This is a genomic window from Acutalibacter sp., assembly GCF_056800975.1.
This window is the reverse complement of record NZ_JBQISV010000012.1, coordinates 22,208-38,544: the sequence shown is the minus strand read 5'-3', so window position 1 is coordinate 38,544 and position 16,337 is coordinate 22,208. Positions and strand designations below refer to the sequence as shown.

Sequence of the window (16,337 nt, the reverse complement as noted above, 5' to 3'; positions counted from 1 at the left end):
GCAGCAGGGTGACCAGGTTGGCCAGGTCGTTCTGGGCTGTCTCCGAGAGGCGGTTCAGCACCCCGCACTCCCGGATGAGGTTGCCGAACATGAGAAAGCCCACCAGGCTCACCGAGGCCGGAGCCACCAGCCCGGCCACAAAGGTAACGATAATGGGGAACAGAATGCGGGTGGTTTTGCTGACGCCGGCGGGCCGGTAGGTCATGCGGATGGCCCGCTCTTTTTTTGTGGTGACCAGCCTGATGGCCATAGGCTGGATAATGGGAACCAGTGCCATATAGGAATAGGCTGCCACCGCAATGGGCCCGATATAGCTGGACCGGAGGACCTGGCTCACCAGAATGGAGGTGGGTCCGTCTGCCGCGCCGATAATGCCAATGCTGGCCGCGTCTTTCATGTTGAAGCCCAGCACAGCCGCCAGCACAATGGTGAGAAAAATACCGAACTGTGCCGCCGCGCCGAACAAGAACATTTTGGGGTTGCTCAGCAGAGGGCCAAAATCGATCATGGCCCCAATGCCGATGAACAGCAGCAGGGGGAAGGCCTCTGAGGCCTCGATGCCGGTCTCAAACAGCCATTGGATGATGCCCTGGGTTTCGCCCACGCCCTGCATGGTCTGGTTCAGGGCGCCGCTGAGGGGCAGGTTTACCAGAATGGCCCCAAAGCCCATGGGCAGCAGCAGCGCCGGCTCATAGTCCTTTTTGATGGCCAGCCAGATGAGGACGGCTCCCACCCCATACATCACCACCTGCTGCCAGGTGATGGACAGCAGGCCCTCCCATAGAAATTCCATTTGCCTCTTCCTCTCTTTTGTGATTTGGAAATAGTCTGCCCCAAACCGGGCAATATATAAAAACAGACCTGTGCCGTGCAGTCTGCAAAAGACTGACGCGCACAGGTCTGGTCGTTTCAAGCTAACCCAGGGCAGGGGTTCTGCCCATGATTGTTGACTTAGCTGCTGGCGGTCAGGGCCAGCCGACTACTCCCCCATAACACAGCTATTCTACCATTTCTGGCAGAATTTGTCAAGCCGGAAATGCAGGCCAGAAGTGTCCGAAGAAGGAGTTTATGACAGTGGAGCGGCCTCCGACAGTTTAGGGCCTTGTCCCTAAGAAACCGATTATTGTTGAAAAGGAGGATGAAGCTTTTCTGAACGCTTACCAAAGCCCTGCTTATCAGCTCTTTGATTTGGGCACTCCTATGCCCGACATCGCCAGCCGGACAGCTGAGCCCTTCTGGGCTGTGGAGCAGGGGGGAGGAAGGGCTGAATGAAGAACCTGATATGTGCCGGAGGCTGCGCAACCCCCAGGGCTTGCGCTTTTTGTCATTTTGTGGTATGATTTTCACTGTGTTCTGCTATCAGACCAAACTATTGAGGAGTGTTGACTATGGACAAGCAACTGACCATCTGGACAGTCATCGGCGTGTACGCCCTGTTCATGCTGGCGGTGGGGATTCTTTACTCCCGCAAGGGCAGCGACATGGCGGGCTTTACCGTGGGGGGCCGCAGCGCCGGGGCCTGGATTTCCGCCCTCTCTTATGGCACCGCCTATTTCTCTGCGGTGATGTTTATTGGCTACTCCGGGGGCTCCGGGTGGAGCTATGGCCTGTGGAGCGTGCTGGTGGGCGTGGGCAACGCGGTGTTCGGGTCGCTGCTGGCCTGGCTGGTGCTGGCCAACCGCACCCGGGCAGTCACCCGCCGTTTCGATATCAAGTCCATGCCTCAGCTGTTTGAAAAACGCTTTGGCAGCCCAGTCATGCGGCTGTTTGCCTGCGCGGTTATTTTTGTGTTTCTCATTCCCTATTCCGCGTCAGTTTATAAGGGGCTGACCAGCGTGTGCTCGGTGATTCTGGGCATTGACGAGGTGGTCTGTATGATTATTATTGCCATTGCCTCGGCCCTGCTGCTGGTTCTGGGGGGCTATATGGCTACGCTGAAGGCCGACTTTGTCCAGGGCTTTGTGATGATGATCGGGGTTTCGGCACTGATTGTGCTGGTGGTGCTTTCGCCCCAGGTAGGGGGGCTGAGCAATGGCCTCGGCAGAATGATGGACTACATGCGGAGCCATGAAATGGCCCCCCTGCCCGGCAAGTCCGCAGTGGCTTTGGGGTCTACTCTGCTGATGACCAGCTTTGGCACCTGGGGCCTGCCTCAGATGGTACATAAATATTACGGCATTCGGGACGGCAAGGAGGTGAAGCGGGGCACAGTGATCTCCACGGTATTTGCCCTGCTGGTGGCCGGGGGCGGGTACTTTATCGGGTCCTTCTCCCATCTGTTCTTTGGCGAGACCATGCCTGATGGGGGGAAGGACTTTATTGTCCCCCTGATGCTGGACACTGCCGGACTGCCCAATATATTGATCGGGGTGATTCTGGTGCTGCTGATTTCCGCCTCGGTGTCCACCCTGTCCAGCATTACGCTGACCGCCTGCTCTACCATGACCATGGACCTGGTGAAGCCTGCGGCGGAGAAGGCGGGAAAGAAGATAGAGGACCACAACCTGACTGCGCTGACCCGTATTTTGTGCCTGGTGTTTGTAGTGCTGAGCTACTTGATTGCCAACTACCCCACGCCCATTCTGGAAATGATGTCCTACTCCTGGGGAATTATTTCGGGGGCGTTTTTGGCGCCTTATCTGCTTTCGCTGTACTGGAAGGGAATTAACCGGACAGGTGCCTGGGCAGGGATGCTGGGGGGATTTCTGACAGCGTTTTTACCGGCGGCGGTGTCGGGGTTCACTACGCCGGACGGGCCGCTGTATGCGTGTATGGCGATGGCAGTGAGCTTTGGGCTGTGCTTTGTGGGGAGCAAGGTTGGCGCGGCCATGAAGCTGCCCGGCTGGGAGCCCCAGGAGGCATTTACCGAGAAGAAGGGCTAACTCGCGGGCAAAAAAGCCAAAGCGAATGAGAAGCAAACGAGCGCGAGCCAAAAGTTTCGTCGTCTCCGCTGTCGCGTCGGTCGGCTCGGGACGGTCGCCACTGGCGACCCTCGCCCTTTTCAAAGGTTGCAGGGTGTGGGGCAGAGCCCCACGACCTTGACCTTAAACGGCGGCGCAGAAAGCAAAGGCGCGAGGTACGAGTTTGCTCCCAAATCTCAGTTTGGAACGGGGTAAGGCTGCGCCGCCGTCGACTTGCCGCAGGCAAGTCAGATGCCGCAGGCAAGTCGGACGTAGCGAGGTCGACCATAGGGAGACCAGCGGCCTGCCCACTGCCGGAAAATTCAGGGGAAGTAGTCTGCCGGTACTTCTATCAAAGGAAACCGGAACAAAAAAGAAATAATATTATTTTTTTCTCCCAGCGAGCGGTGTGCAGCCGGTAAATTCAGAGGAAGAAGCTCCCAGTTTCGCCTTTATGGAGCGAAGCTGAAGCAAAGATAAAGGAGGAAACCAGTATTACCCAGCGAGCGCAGACGCGCGGCCCTTGCGCGGGTGCGGAAGGTTTGCGAAGCAAAGCTTCTACCCCTTGCGGAGCAAGGGGGCGAGCGTCCTGGCTTGCCGATCCCTCTGTCACAAGAAACCGGAACAGAAAAGAAAAATGCTGGCTTTCGGAGAAGATAAAACATAAAGCATCACATCATCCGCTGCCCGGCATGGGCCAGAAAAGCCGGTATGAACAATATTGTCACTCTTCCACATATCCCGGGCCAATCAAATCATACTATATTCTGTGAAAAGTATACCCGCGGAAGGTGGAAGACAGTATGTGTACCTGTATTGCGATGAAAACGCAGGACGCCTATTTTGGCAGAAGCATGGATATTGACTACCGCTTTGGGGAAAAGGTGGTGGTCACCCCCCGGAGCTACCCCTTTGCGCTGCGGAGCGGCGGCAGCTTTGAGACCTGGTATGCTATGGTGGGCATGGCCGCCGTACAGGAGGGCTACCCCCTGTACGCGGAAGCCACCAACGAAAAGGGGCTCTCCATGGCTGGGCTGAACTTTCCGGGCAATGCCCGATACTTCAAGCCTGTGCCTGGCAGGACCAATCTGACCCCCTATGAGTTCATTCCCTGGGTGCTGGGGAATTTTGCCGGCGTGCAGGAGGTGCGAAGGGAGCTGGACCGGGTCAACCTGACCGATGTGCCATTCTCCCCCTCCATGCCTGTGGCGGAGCTCCATTGGATGATCAGCGACGGGGAGAATTCGCTGGTGGTGGAGCAGACAGACACTGGCCTGCATATTTACGACAATCCTACCGGTGTGTTGACCAATAACCCGGAGTTCCCCTTTCATCAGATGAATCTGAATAATTATATGAATCTCAGCTGCCAGCCGGCTGAAAACCGCTTTTCCTCTCAGCTGAAGCTGGCGTCTTATGGGGCGGGCATGGGGTCTATCGGCCTGCCAGGGGACGACGCCCCTTCCTCCCGGTTCATCCGGGCCTGCTTTTGTAAGATGAACTCCCAGTGTCAGACAGACGACGCCAGCTCAATTGCCCAGTTTTTTCATATTCTGGACGCGGTGTCGATTGTACGGGGAACAGTGAAGCTGTCAGACAAAAAATGCAGCCTCACCACCTATGTCTGCTGTACCAATGCCACCCGGGGAGTCTACTACTACAAAAGCTACAGCAACAGCCAGCTTACCGCTGTGCGCATGACTGACGACAACAAGAACGCGGACCGGCTGAGCGTTTATGAGATGGAGGAGGCTCAGGCCGTCCGCTATTTGAATTAGCCTTTGTAAGGAGACGAGAAAATGATCATTGACATGCACACCCACAGCTTTCCCGAAAAGCTCGCGGCCTCCACTCTGGAAAAGCTCAGCGCCGCCAGCCATACCCGCCCGTTTACCAACGGCACCCCTAGGGGGCTTCAGGCCTCTATGAGAGAGGCAGGGGTCGGCCTCTCGGTGGTGCTGCCGGTGGCCACGTCTCCACGGCAGGTGGATCATGTCAACGACGCCTCTGCCCGGCTCAACGAGACTGCGGAGGAGACCGGGCTGCTCTCCTTTGGGTGTATGCACCCGGACTATGAGGGCTGGCGGGAGGAGCTGGCCCGGGTGAAGGCGCTGGGGATGAAGGGAATCAAGCTGCACCCGGTGTATCAGGGGGCAGACCTGGACGACCCTCGCTATCTGCGCATTCTGGACCGGGCGGGAGAGCTGGGCCTGGTGGTGGTTACCCACGCGGGGCTGGACGTGGGCTTTCCTGGGGTGGTGCGGTGCTCGCCGGAGATGGTGCGCCGGGCTGTGGCCCAGGTGGGCCCGGTGAAGCTGGTGCTGGCCCACATGGGGGGCTGGCGGTGCTGGGACCGGGTGCTGGAACTGTTGCCAGAGCTGCCGGTGCTGATCGACACCAGCTTTTCGGTGGGGAGGATGAGCCCCCTGAACGACGGATTTTATCAGGAGGAGGAGCTGAGGCTGCTGGACAGCAGAGGCTTTTTGAAGCTGGTGCGGGCCTTTGGGGCCGGGCGGGTGCTGTTTGGCAGCGACAGCCCTTGGAGCGGACAGAAGGAGAGCCTGGAATGGGTGAGGTCCCAGCCGCTGACAGAGGAGGAACGGACCGCGATTCTGGGCGGAAACGCCCAAAATCTGCTGTCAGTATAAGCAGGCAAAGGGAAAAGCTCTTGAAGCTTCTGCAAGAGGCTTCAAGAGCTTTTGGTTTTAGCTGTCTTTCATTTTGTTTGCCGCTATATTTCCGCAATGCTGTCCTGGTTCACCAGCTTGATGCCCTTGGCCGCCAGGGCGCTCCCCGCTTTTTTCACATCCTGCACCCGGAAAATCATGTAGGCATGGTCCACGTCGCCGCCGCCCAAAAAGGCGTACATATACTCTACATTGACCTCCACCTTCCGCAGTACCTCCAAAACCTGGTGCAGTCCGCCGGGCTCGTCGGGAATAAGCACTGCCAGCACAGGCGTCAGCTGGTGGATAAAGCCCCCGTCCTTGAGCACCGTGGTGGCCTTATACACATCGTCTACAATAATGCGCACAATGCCAAAGTCTTTGGTCTCCGCCAAGCTCAGCGCCCGCATGTCAATGCCATTCTCAGCCAGCAGGCCGGTCATGGTGGTGAGGGTGCCGGGCTTGTTCTCCAAAAATACAGAGATTTGGTTGACTGTCATGAGATGACCTCCTCTATCTTGTGGTTACTGGCATCTGTGTGGGAACCTGTCAGATTTTCCGCTTGTCAATCACCCGCACGGCCTTCCCCTCGCTGCGCACAATAGACTTGGGGGCCACCAGCGTCACCTTGGCGGTGAGGCCCAGCATGGACCGGAGGCCCTCTGCCAGCTCCTTCTGCCGGACGGACACATCGCCCAGGTTGTCGGTGAACATCTCAGGCGTCATCTCCACCTGTACGTCCAGAGTGTCGGTGTTCTTCACCCGGTCCACCAGAATCTGGTAGTTGGCAGAGTAGCCGTGGTTCAGCAGCACAGTCTCAATCTGAGAGGGGAACACATTGACACCCCGGATGATGAGCATGTCGTCGGTGCGGCCCTGGGGCTTCTGCATTTTCACATGGGTGCGGCCGCAGGGGCAGGGCTCCCGGGTAAGGGTGCAGATGTCCCGGGTGCGGTAGCGCAGCAGGGGAAAGGCCTTTTTGGTCAGAGAGGTGAACACCAGCTCGCCCTGAGCGCCCTCGGGCAGCACCTCGCCGGTCTCAGGGTCAATGATCTCGGCAATGAAGTGGTCCTCGTTGACATGCATGCCGCTCTGGGCCGAGCACTCGAAGGACACCCCCGGGCCGGAGAGCTCGGTGAGGCCGTAGATGTCATAGGCCTTGATGCCCAGCGTGTTCTCAATGTCCCGGCGCATCTCCTGGCTCCAGGCCTCGGCCCCGAAGATGCCCGCCTTCAGAGGGATGTCCTCAGGCCCCAGGCCCATCTCCTTCATGGTTTCGCCGATGTAGGCGGCGTAGGATGGGGTGCAGCACAGAATGGTGGCGGAAAGGTCCTGAATGAACATAATCTGCCGCTCGGTGTTGCCGGAGCTGGTGGGAATGGTGAGGCAGCCCACCTTGTGGGAGCCCCCGTTAAGCCCCGGCCCCCCGGTGAACAGGCCGTAGCCATAGCTCACCTGGCACACATCCTCGTTGGTGCCACCGGCGGCCATAATGGCCCGGGCGCAGCAGTCCTCCCACAGGTCAATGTCCTCCTGGGTGTAAAAGGCCACCACCCGCTTGCCTGTGGTGCCCGAGGTGGACTGGATGCGCACGCAGTCCTTGAGAGGCACGCCCACCAGACCATAGGGGTAGGCCTCCCGGAGATCGGCCTTGGTGAGAAAGGGGAGCTTGTAGAGGTCGCCGCTGGACTGGATGTCAGCGGGGGTCAGGCCCTTCTCCTCCATCTTCTTCCGGTAGTAGGGGACATGGTCCCACACATGCTGCACCTGACTGACCAGGCGCTCATCCTGCCAGGCCTTGATCTGTTCCCGAGACGCGCATTCGATCTCGGGTTGATAGTAATGCTCCATAAAGAATCCGTCCTTTTACTAAAGAATATCCGCATTTGGTCCCTTAGGTGCGCAGCCACCAGCACACGCCGTACCGGTCGGTGACCAGCGCCCCCACCGGCGCCCAGGGGTAAGAGCCAATGGAATGGCTGAGGCTGTCCCGGCTCAGAACCGCATAGGCCTGCCGCAGCTCCTCCTCCCGCTGGAACAGGAACTCACAGCACATAGCGTTCTCCACGGTTTTTTCTACCTTACCCCCAGGGGCCAGCATTACAGGCAGACCGTGAAAGTCCATCATAATATGAATATCTCCGCCGGGGGCAAAGGACTGGGAAAGCCGCCTTGCCCCAAAGGCCTCCTGATACATGCGGCAGGCCTCCTCCCGCTCCTGGTTGGTCCGGCCCACGTTGAAGGCCATGGAAAATTTCAGCTGATCCGGCATCTGGTCCGCCTCTGGAAAGTTCAGGCTCTCATTGAAACGAATCGAAAAACACGGTCTCCTCCCGGGGCTTTTTCTGGCTGTGCAGCCGGGAGGGCTTTGCGTCCTGGGCGGGGTAGCCCATCAGCAGCATGGCTACCGGCTCGCAGCTGTCCGGCAGGGCAAACTCCTCCCGCACCGCCTCAGGGTTAAAGTGCATCACCCAGGTGGTGCCCACCCCCAGGTCATGGGCGGCCAGCATCATGTGGGTGGCCACAATGGCCGCGTCCACCTCTCCGCTGGGTCTGCCGTCATAGTCCCGGGTCCAGCACTGGGTTGTGTCATAGCACACCAGCAGGGCCAGGGTCTCGCCAAAGTGATGGACCGTGCACTTTTTGAGCTTCTCCAGAGCGTCGGGGGTTTGCAGCACCAGCACCCGCTGGGGCTGGTCATTGCAGGCGGTGGGGGAGGCCTGCCCTGCCCGGAGAATGGCGTCCAGCTTGTCCTCCTCCACAGGGCGGTCAGAGAATTTTCGCACAGAAAACCGGCTTTCTGCCAGTTCCACAAAATCCATGGGTGTTCTCCTCTCTTTGGGGTGATATAGGGTCCTATTCCACAGCAACAGAGTGGGGGCTGCATGGCTCCGTCTCTCAGGCCTGCTGCCCCAGGGCAAAGGCCCTTTTGTTCACGTCCAGAAATTTTGCCGGGACGCAGGCCTCGATGGCCTCCTGCCAGGCGCTTTCCGCAAAGTCGAAATAGTGGCTGAGCCGCCCCAGCAGTACCAGGTTCACAGCCTTGGCGTTCCCCGCCTGCTGGGCCAGGGTCAGGCAGTCCACCGGGTCTACCTTTGCTCCGGCGGCGGTCATTTTCTCCACCAGCTTCTCAGGGTACTGGGCCGCGCCGGTGACCACAGGCATGGGGTCAATCTGCTGGGTGTTGACCACCACCCGGCCGCCGGGCTTCAGCCAGGCCAGCCAGCGGGCGGCTTCCAGCAGCTCGAAGGAGACAATGGCGTCCGCCTCCCCCTGGTCAATGACCGGAGAGGCCACCTTGTCCCCATAGCGCACATAGGTGACCACGCTGCCCCCTCGCTGGCTCATGCCGTGGACCTCGCTGACCTTTACATCATGGCCCTGCTCCATAAGCAGATGCCCCAGCAGCTTGCTGGCCAGCAGAGAGCCCTGTCCCCCTACGCCCACAATCATGATATTCTTGGTTTTCATGTTATTTGCCCTCCTTCAGCGCATCGAACCCGCACAGCTGGCCGCAGACCCCGCAGCCCACGCATTGGGCGGCGTCTACCACAGCCTTGCCCTCCCGAATGGAGATGGCGGGACAGCCGATCTTCATGCAGGCCCTGCAGCCCCGGCATTTGTCCGGGTCCACCATGAGAGGGGGCTGACGCTTGACATATTTCAGCAGGGCGCAGGGCCGGCGGGAGATGATGACAGACAGCTCCTCTGCCGCCAGCTCCTCTTTCACCGCTGCCTCGCAGGCTTTCAGGTCGTAGGGGTCTACCACCCGCACCCGGTTAACGCCCATTGCCCGGCAAAGGGCCTCCAGGTCGATTTTCCCAGCCGGGTCTCCCCGCAGGTTGAAGCCTGTGGTGGGGTTCTGCTGGTGGCCGGTCATGCCGGTGATGGAGTTGTCCAGTATAATGACAGTGGAGCGGGACTGATTGTAGGCCGCGTTGGCGAGCCCGGTCATGCCCGAGTGGACAAAGGTGGAGTCGCCAATGACCGCCACGGTTCTGCCCTCGCTGTCAGCGCCCAGGGCCTTGTTAAAGCCGTGCAGGCCGCTGACTGACGCCCCCATGCACAGGGTCATGTCCATGGCTCCCAGGGGAGGCATGGCGCCCAGGGTGTAGCAGCCAATATCCCCCAGCACCGTGCACTTCAGCCGGCTGAGGGCGTAAAACAGCCCCCGGTGAGGACAGCCCGCGCACATGACAGGGGGGCGGTTGGGCAGCTCCTCTGTGAGGGCGGAGCCCATGCGCCGGGACAGGCCCAGTTTCTCCGCGATCAGGTTCTGGCTCAGCTCGCCGGTGAGGGGGAACAGCTCCTTGCCCCGCAGGGAGAGCCCCAGACTCCGGCAGTAGCCCTCCAGAAAGGGGTCGCCCTCCTCCACCACTACCAGAGAGTCCACCCCAGCGGCAAAGTCTCTCAGCTTCTTCTCCGGCAGGGGCCACACCAGCCCCAGTTTGAGAACAGGGAACCGGTCCCCGCAGGCCTCCTTGACATACTGATAGCATGTGCTGCTGGTGACAATGCCCAGGCTGTGGTCGCGGCCCTCCTCCACCCGGTTCACCTCCGCGGTCTCCGCCCACTGGGCCAGGTCCAGCAGACGCTGTTCTACGGCCGGGTGGCGGCGCACGGCGTTGGCAGGGGCCATCACATATTTCTGAGGGTTTTTCTGGTAGGGTCTGACTTCTGGCTCCTGCCGGTCCGACAGCCTGGCGATAGACTGGGAATGGGCCACCCGAGTGCACATTTTCAGCAGCACAGGGGTGTCAAACTCCTCTGAGAGCCGGTAGGCCAGCTTGGTAAAGTCCAGGGCCTCGGCAGAGTCGGAGGGCTCCAGCATGGGGAGCTTCGCCGCCCGGGCATAGTGCCGGGAGTCCTGCTCGTTCTGGGAGGAGTGCATGGCAGGGTCATCGGCCACGGCGATCACCAGCCCGGCGTTCACCCCGGTGTAGCTCATGGTGAACAGGGGGTCGGCGGCCACGTTCAGACCCACATGCTTCATGGCGCAAAAGGCCCGCTTGCCCGCCAGAGAGGCCCCGAAGGCGGTCTCCATGGCTACCTTCTCGTTGGGAGCCCACTCGCAGTAGATCTCGGGGAATTTCGCGGCCTCCTCGGTGATCTCTGTGCTGGGGGTGCCGGGGTAGCTGGACGCCACGGCGCAGCCGGCCTCGTAAAGTCCCCGGGCAACGGCAGCGTTGCCCAAGATGAGTTTTTTCATGGTTGATATGTACCTCCAAATTTCAGGAATAGGGTGGGCCGGGCTTTTGAAAAACCAGGGTCCGGTCCTTCATGGAAATTTTGCCCACCCGCCAGCCGTAAGCGGCCAGCTCTTTTTTGTATGTGAGAAAGAAGTGGTTCAAAGGCATGCCCGCGATGGCCTCAGCCCTCAGCCTCCTCAAAGCGTAGAGAAAGACTGGGCCCCTTCTGGTGGCTGATATGCCTCCACAGAGGGTCGTATTTGCTCATGACATGCCCAGCCTCTCCTTCAGGCCCTCCTGCAGCACCTGAGAGAAGTTGAGCCCAGCCTTCATGGCCATTTCGTTGAGGTAGTTGGGCAGGGTGACATTTTTGCGCACAGTGCGCATGTCGTTCATCCGGCGGTAGGCGTCGAAGTCCACGTCTACCAGAGTGACGATGTCGCCAGGTTTGTGGGGTGGATCAAAGCAGGTGGGCTGAGGGATGGGGTCGCCCTGGTCCTGCAGCTGTGTGCCGCACAGACAGATAACATCCCGGGCCATGAGGACACATTCACTCAGGTCTTCTCCCTGTGTATCCACCCCCAAATCAGGGACCTCTACCCAGTGGTATCCTTCTTTCCCTTTGGGATGAATGATGACTGGATAAATTATCTGCATAAGCTTACCTCCCTATTTCAGTTTTCTGCGGCGGATGATGGCCCGCGCCAGTTGTTCGTCCAGCTCGGCATGGCGGGGAACATACTCAGTCTGGTTGCCTTTTCCGTAGATATCGTGGTTGCCGCCATGCCGCAGGAACGTCCATCCATTCTGTTCCAGCAGCTTAATCAAATCCCTCTTTTTCATGATGTGCTCCTACTTCTTTTATTATACGCATTCCATGCGCATATGTCAAAGAGAAAACCTGTTACAGCTGATAATCAATACAGGCCCGGTCGATCCGGATGGCTCCCACAAACTGGCCAAAGGCCACATGCTCGGGGCAGACCTGGTAGGCGTTCAGGGTGTCCAGGCTGTCAAAGTCAAAGATGAGGGCCACATCATAGTTGGCGTTGGGCGCGCCGGAGACACAGCGCACCACCTGGGCGCTGCGGACAGTGGAGAGCTTGCCCAGCTCCTCTCCCCGGCGGAGGAATTCGGCAATATTTGCCTCCTTGTTTTCTTCCTTCAGGCTGAACATGCAGATATGACGAATCATAATGGGTTCCTCCATAATCAATGTAGTGGTTGTGGGGCCGGTCAGCCCTTGTTTTGCGCCTCAACCAGCCGCACGCCGCAGTACTGCTCCCGCAGCCGGGGCTTCTCGATTTTCCCGGTGGCGTTGCGGGGCACCGGGGCGAAGATCAGCTTGCGGGGGCGTTTGTACCGGGGCAGGTCTCCGCAGTAGGCCATGACCTCCTCCTGGGTGCACTCCATGCCCTCCTTCACCTGAATGATGGCTGCGGCAATCTCCCCCAGGCGGGGGTCTGGCAGACCGATGACCGCCACGTCGTGGATTTTGGGGTGGCCCGCCAAAAAGGCCTCAATCTGTACCGGGTAAATATTCTCGCCGCCGGAGATGACCACGTCCTTTTTCCGGTCCACCAGAAAGATGAAGCCGTCCTCGTCCTGGCGGGCCATGTCGCCGGTGTGGAGCCAGCCGTTTTGCAGCACCTCGGCAGTGGCCTTTTCATCGTGATAATAGCAAACCATCACGCCGCCGCCCTTGACGCACAGCTCGCCCACCTCCCCCTGTTTGACAGGCTCGCCCTGGTCGTCCACAATCTTCACCCGCCAGCCCATGCCGGGCACGCCGATGGCCCCCACCTTGTGGGGGTTGTCCACCCCCAGGTGGACGCAGCCAGGGCCGGTGGACTCGGAGAGGCCGTAGTTGGTGTCATATTTGTGGTGAGGGAAGTAGCTCCACCAGTGCTTCACCAGACTGGGGGGCACTGGCTGGGCCCCGATATGCATCAGCCGCCACTGGTCCAGCTGATAATCCTCTGTTTTCAGCTCCCCCCGGTCCAGAGCCATAAGAATGTCCTGGGCCCAGGGCACCAGCAGCCAGACAATGGTGCAGCCCTCGGCGGAGACGGCCTCCAGAACAGCCTTGGGAGAATTGCCCTTAAGCAGCACCGCCTTGCCCCCAGTGAACAGGGAGCCGAACCAGTGCATTTTTGCGCCCGTGTGGTACAGAGGGGGGATGCACAGAAACACGTCCTCATGGGTGGTCTCGTGGTGAGCGGCCTCCATACGGGCGGACTGCATCAGCGCAGCGTGGCGCAGCAGAATGGCCTTGGGGAAGCCGGTGGTGCCGGAGGAGTAGTAGATGGCCGCCTCGTCCTCATCGTCAATCAGCACCTTGGGGGGCACGCTGGAACAGTTTGCCGCAGCCAGGTGGTAGTCCTCGGCAAAGCTGGGGCAGACCTCGCCCACAAAGAACAGCAGCCGCTCCCGGCCAATGCTGGGAGCAATCTCCTCCACCCGGCCAATGAACTCGGGTCCAAAGAAAAGGATGTCAGCGTCGGCCAGCTTCAGGCAGTATTCAATCTCCTGGGCAGTATAGCGGAAGTTGAGGGGCACAGCCACTGCGCCGGTTTTGAGAATGCCAAAGTAGATGGGGAGCCACTCAAGGCAGTTCATCATCAGCAGGGCCACCTTCTGGCCCTTGCCAATGCCCCGGCTGAGCAGCAGATTGGCGGCGCGGTTGGCCTTTTCGTCGAATACGGACCAGGTGATCTCCCGGCGGTAGGGGACAGGCCCGCCGGGCTGAATCAGCTCATATTCCCGCCAGGTGACCCGGCGGGGCTCCTGTAGCTGGGGGTTGATCTCGACCAGAGCGGTCTCAGCGCCGTAGAGCTTGGCGTTGCGCTCCAGCAGGTCGGTGATGGGCATGGGAAGGACCTCCTCAAATGGTGGGGTGCATAATTTGCCAATGGATTTAACATAGTATCAGAATGACATATATTATACTCTATTTTGGCGGCTAAGTCAAGAAAGGGGCGGGCTCGGGGCCTCCCGGAAAAAGCGGAGAACCCCCGCCGGCGGTCTGGCGGCAGACTGCCTCCGGCTTCCCGGTTCCACAAGCTTTTTGCGGGACAGGAAAGATTTTCAGGCCACGCTCCAGCTAATTCACCAAAATACTACTATAAACTTTGTGCATATAGTTGCTTGACCTGGAGCCTGCTCAAAATAGTATAATGGGCGGAGAAATGAATCGGGAGGCCTGTAACGTGACCATTAAGGAAGTCAGTGAGAAATATCATATCAGCCAGGACACCCTGCGCTATTACGAGCGGGTGGGCATGATCCCCCGGGTCACCCGCACTGGCTCCGGCCACCGGGACTATCAGCCGGATGACCTGAGCTGGGTGGAGCTGGCCAAATGCCTGCGCAGCGCGGGGCTCACCGTGGAGGCTATTGTGGACTATGTGCGGCTCAGCCAGCAGGGGGAGGGCACCGAAGCGGCCCGGTTGGAGCTCCTTCGCCGCCAGCGCGCCGACCTGGAAGCCCAGCGCCAACAGATTGAGGAGGCAATGACCCGGTTGGAGCAAAAAATCGCCTGCTATGAGCAGCTTTTGGCCTGAAAAAAAAAGACCCGCCCCGTGCCCCTTACAGGAGGCCCGGCAGGCGGGTCCTTCGCTTTTTCACAGCCCCGGCAAAAAGACGAACGCCAGCTCTCAGGCTGGCGTTCGCTTTTGGGGGTATCCAAATCAGAACTTGTTACCGCGTTTTACATAGCTGGTGTGGAGAATCTCGTGGGCCTTGTGGCTGCCGGGCTCGCCCAAGAACTCCTCATAGCACTTCTTCACCACCGGGTTATCGTGGGACTTGCGCAGAGGCATGGCCTTGTCCTGGTCGTACAGGGCCTTGGCGCGCAGGGCCTTAATGTCGTTGTAGGCCCAGGCGTTGGCGCTCTGCACAGGCTGGCCGCCGCCGTTGACACAGCCGCCGGGGCAGCACATGACCTCGATGAACTGATAGTCTGCCTCGCCCGCGCGGACTTTCTTGAGAATCTTGTCGGCGTTGGAGAGGCCGCTGACTACGGCCACCTTCACATCCATGCCGGCCACGTTGTACACAGCCTCCTTGATGCCCTCGGTGCCGCGAATCTCGTTGTACTCAACGGACTCCTGGCTCTCGCCGGTAAGCACGTCGGCGGCAGTGCGCAGGGCCGCCTCCATCACGCCGCCGGTAGCGCCGAAGATCACTGCCGCGCCGGTGGAGACGCCCATGGCGTCGTCAAACTTCTCGTCGGGCAGGGCGTTAAAGTTCAGCTGGGCCTTCTTGATCAGGCGGGCCAGCTCCCGGGTGGTCAGGCTGATGTCCACATCCGGCAGGCCGGCGGCAGCCTCGTCGTCCCGCTTGATCTCAAACTTCTTGGCAGTGCAGGGCATGACAGACACGGAGACGATCTTCTGGGGGTCCAGGTTTTCCTTCTCGGCGTACCAGGTCTTGATCAGCGCGCCGGTCATGTTCTGGGGGGACTTGCAGCTGGACAGGTGGTCGATCAGGTCCGGGTAGTAGTGCTCGCAGAACTTGATCCAGCCGGGGGAGCAGGAGGTGATCATGGGCAGGGTGCCGCCGTTCTTCACCCGGCCGATGAACTCGTGGGCCTCCTCCATAATGGTCATGTCCGCGCCAAAGTCGGTGTCGAACACCTTGTCAAAGCCCAGCCGGCGGAGAGCCGCAGCCATTTTGCCCTCTACATTGGTGCCAATGGGCAGACCAAACTCCTCGCCCAGAGCCGCCCGCACAGCGGGAGCGGTCTGCACGATGACGATCTTCTCGGGGTCGTTGATAGCGTCAATGACCTCCTGGGTGTTGTCCTTCTCAGTCAGCGCGCCGGTGGGACAGCTGACAATGCACTGGCCGCAGGCCACGCAGGACACATTGTCCAGGGTGTTCTCAAAGGCGCAGCCGATTTCCGTGTCAAAGCCGCGGTTGTTGGCGCCAATAACAGCCACATGCTGGTTCTGGCAGGCGGCCACGCAGCGGCGGCACAGCACACACTTGGCGTTGTTGCGCTCCAAATACTGGGTGGAGAGGTCCTTGTTGCCGGCAGGCATCACGCCCTCAAAGCGGCTGTCCTCCTCAATGCCCATGTCAGCGCACAGCTTTTGCAGCTCGCAGTTGCCGCTGCGTTCGCAGGTCAGGCACTTGCGCTCGTGAACAGAGAGCAGCAGCTCCAAAGTCATTTTCCGGGACTCCTGAACCTTGGGGGAGTTGGTGAAAATCTCCATGCCCTCGTTCACCGGGTACACACAGGCAGCGGCCAGAGAACGGGCGCCCTTGACCTCTACCATGCACATGCGGCAGGCGCCGAGCTGGTTAATGTCCTTCAGATAGCAAAGGGTGGGGATATCGATGCCAGCGTACCGGGCGGCCTCCAAAATGGTGGCGTCCTTGGGCACCTGATAGTCCACGCCGTTGATTTTAACGTTGACCATATCCATAGACTTATATTCAATCCTTTCCGGGTTTTGTTGCAAATTGCCACGGGTTGGCTTGGAGTGGGGTGGGCGGGGAGTAGCCATTTTCTGCGAAAATGACTAGGAAGGGCGATGTAGGGCTTCAGCCTTCAGTGGCTAGGACGCCCGCCTACG

Annotated in this window: 16 protein-coding genes; 4 read left to right on the top strand and 12 right to left on the bottom strand. The window is 59.6% G+C overall.

The features are described 5' to 3' along the window. Positions 1-793: sodium ion-translocating decarboxylase subunit beta (locus ACTO5E_RS02705; protein ID WP_482301363.1), on the bottom strand; the 793-nt coding region annotated here is incomplete at its 3' end. A 595-nt stretch (positions 794-1,388) separates the two neighbouring features. Here ACTO5E_RS02705 and ACTO5E_RS02700 point away from each other — a divergent pair. From ACTO5E_RS02700 to ACTO5E_RS02690, 3 genes are all read left to right on the top strand, one after another. Then, positions 1,389-2,882, top strand: coding sequence for a sodium:solute symporter family protein (locus tag ACTO5E_RS02700; RefSeq protein WP_482301361.1), 1,494 nt, complete (start codon positions 1,389-1,391; stop codon positions 2,880-2,882). Between the two features lie 821 nt (positions 2,883-3,703). Next, positions 3,704-4,678: a choloylglycine hydrolase gene (bsh, locus tag ACTO5E_RS02695; protein WP_482301359.1), complete on the top strand. Its 975-nt coding sequence runs from the start codon at positions 3,704-3,706 to the stop codon at positions 4,676-4,678. Between the two features lie 21 nt (positions 4,679-4,699). After that, positions 4,700-5,548: an amidohydrolase family protein gene (locus ACTO5E_RS02690; protein ID WP_482301357.1), complete on the top strand. Its 849-nt coding sequence runs from the start codon at positions 4,700-4,702 to the stop codon at positions 5,546-5,548. A gap of 83 nt (positions 5,549-5,631) precedes the next feature. On the opposite strand, the gene ACTO5E_RS02685 is transcribed toward ACTO5E_RS02690, so the two are convergent. From ACTO5E_RS02685 to ACTO5E_RS02640, 10 genes are all read right to left on the bottom strand, one after another. Next, positions 5,632-6,066, bottom strand: coding sequence for an ACT domain-containing protein (locus ACTO5E_RS02685; protein ID WP_482301355.1), 435 nt, complete (start codon positions 6,064-6,066; stop codon positions 5,632-5,634). A 49-nt stretch (positions 6,067-6,115) separates the two neighbouring features. Then, positions 6,116-7,417 (bottom strand): phenylacetate--CoA ligase family protein, encoded by a 1,302-nt coding sequence (locus ACTO5E_RS02680; RefSeq protein WP_482301354.1) that lies wholly within the window; start codon positions 7,415-7,417, stop codon positions 6,116-6,118. Positions 7,418-7,460: 43 nt separating this feature from the next. Beyond that, entirely contained in the window at positions 7,461-7,838 is a 378-nt protein-coding gene (locus tag ACTO5E_RS02675) for a VOC family protein (protein WP_482301353.1), read from the bottom strand. 28 nt (positions 7,839-7,866) lie between these two features. Next, positions 7,867-8,388 carry a nitroreductase family protein gene (locus ACTO5E_RS02670; protein WP_482301352.1) on the bottom strand — a complete coding sequence of 174 codons (522 nt, stop codon included), beginning with the start codon at positions 8,386-8,388 and terminating at the stop codon, positions 7,867-7,869. A gap of 76 nt (positions 8,389-8,464) precedes the next feature. Further along, positions 8,465-9,037: an indolepyruvate oxidoreductase subunit beta gene (locus tag ACTO5E_RS02665; protein WP_482301350.1), complete on the bottom strand. Its 573-nt coding sequence runs from the start codon at positions 9,035-9,037 to the stop codon at positions 8,465-8,467. A gap of 1 nt (position 9,038) precedes the next feature. Beyond that, positions 9,039-10,775, bottom strand: a complete 1,737-nt coding sequence (gene iorA, locus ACTO5E_RS02660; RefSeq protein ID WP_482301349.1) for an indolepyruvate ferredoxin oxidoreductase subunit alpha — start codon at positions 10,773-10,775, stop codon at positions 9,039-9,041. 244 nt (positions 10,776-11,019) lie between these two features. After that, positions 11,020-11,412, bottom strand: coding sequence for a type II toxin-antitoxin system HicB family antitoxin (locus ACTO5E_RS02655; RefSeq protein ID WP_482301347.1), 393 nt, complete (start codon positions 11,410-11,412; stop codon positions 11,020-11,022). A 12-nt stretch (positions 11,413-11,424) separates the two neighbouring features. Beyond that, on the bottom strand, positions 11,425-11,598 hold the full coding sequence (locus tag ACTO5E_RS02650; protein WP_482301346.1) for a type II toxin-antitoxin system HicA family toxin: 174 nt from the start codon (positions 11,596-11,598) through the stop codon (positions 11,425-11,427). Between the two features lie 61 nt (positions 11,599-11,659). Beyond that, positions 11,660-11,950, bottom strand: coding sequence for a Dabb family protein (locus tag ACTO5E_RS02645; protein ID WP_482301345.1), 291 nt, complete (start codon positions 11,948-11,950; stop codon positions 11,660-11,662). Between the two features lie 41 nt (positions 11,951-11,991). Next, complete coding sequence (locus ACTO5E_RS02640) at positions 11,992-13,626, bottom strand: class I adenylate-forming enzyme family protein (RefSeq protein ID WP_482301344.1); 1,635 nt, start codon at positions 13,624-13,626, stop codon at positions 11,992-11,994. A 338-nt stretch (positions 13,627-13,964) separates the two neighbouring features. On the opposite strand from ACTO5E_RS02640, the gene ACTO5E_RS02635 reads away from it, so the two are divergent. Beyond that, positions 13,965-14,318 carry a MerR family transcriptional regulator gene (locus tag ACTO5E_RS02635; RefSeq protein ID WP_482301342.1) on the top strand — a complete coding sequence of 118 codons (354 nt, stop codon included), beginning with the start codon at positions 13,965-13,967 and terminating at the stop codon, positions 14,316-14,318. Positions 14,319-14,444: 126 nt separating this feature from the next. Here the strand turns inward: ACTO5E_RS02635 and ACTO5E_RS02630 are convergent, their stop codons facing one another. Beyond that, positions 14,445-16,187: an NADH-dependent [FeFe] hydrogenase, group A6 gene (locus ACTO5E_RS02630; RefSeq protein WP_482301340.1), complete on the bottom strand. Its 1,743-nt coding sequence runs from the start codon at positions 16,185-16,187 to the stop codon at positions 14,445-14,447. Between the last annotated feature and the right edge of the window lie 150 nt (positions 16,188-16,337).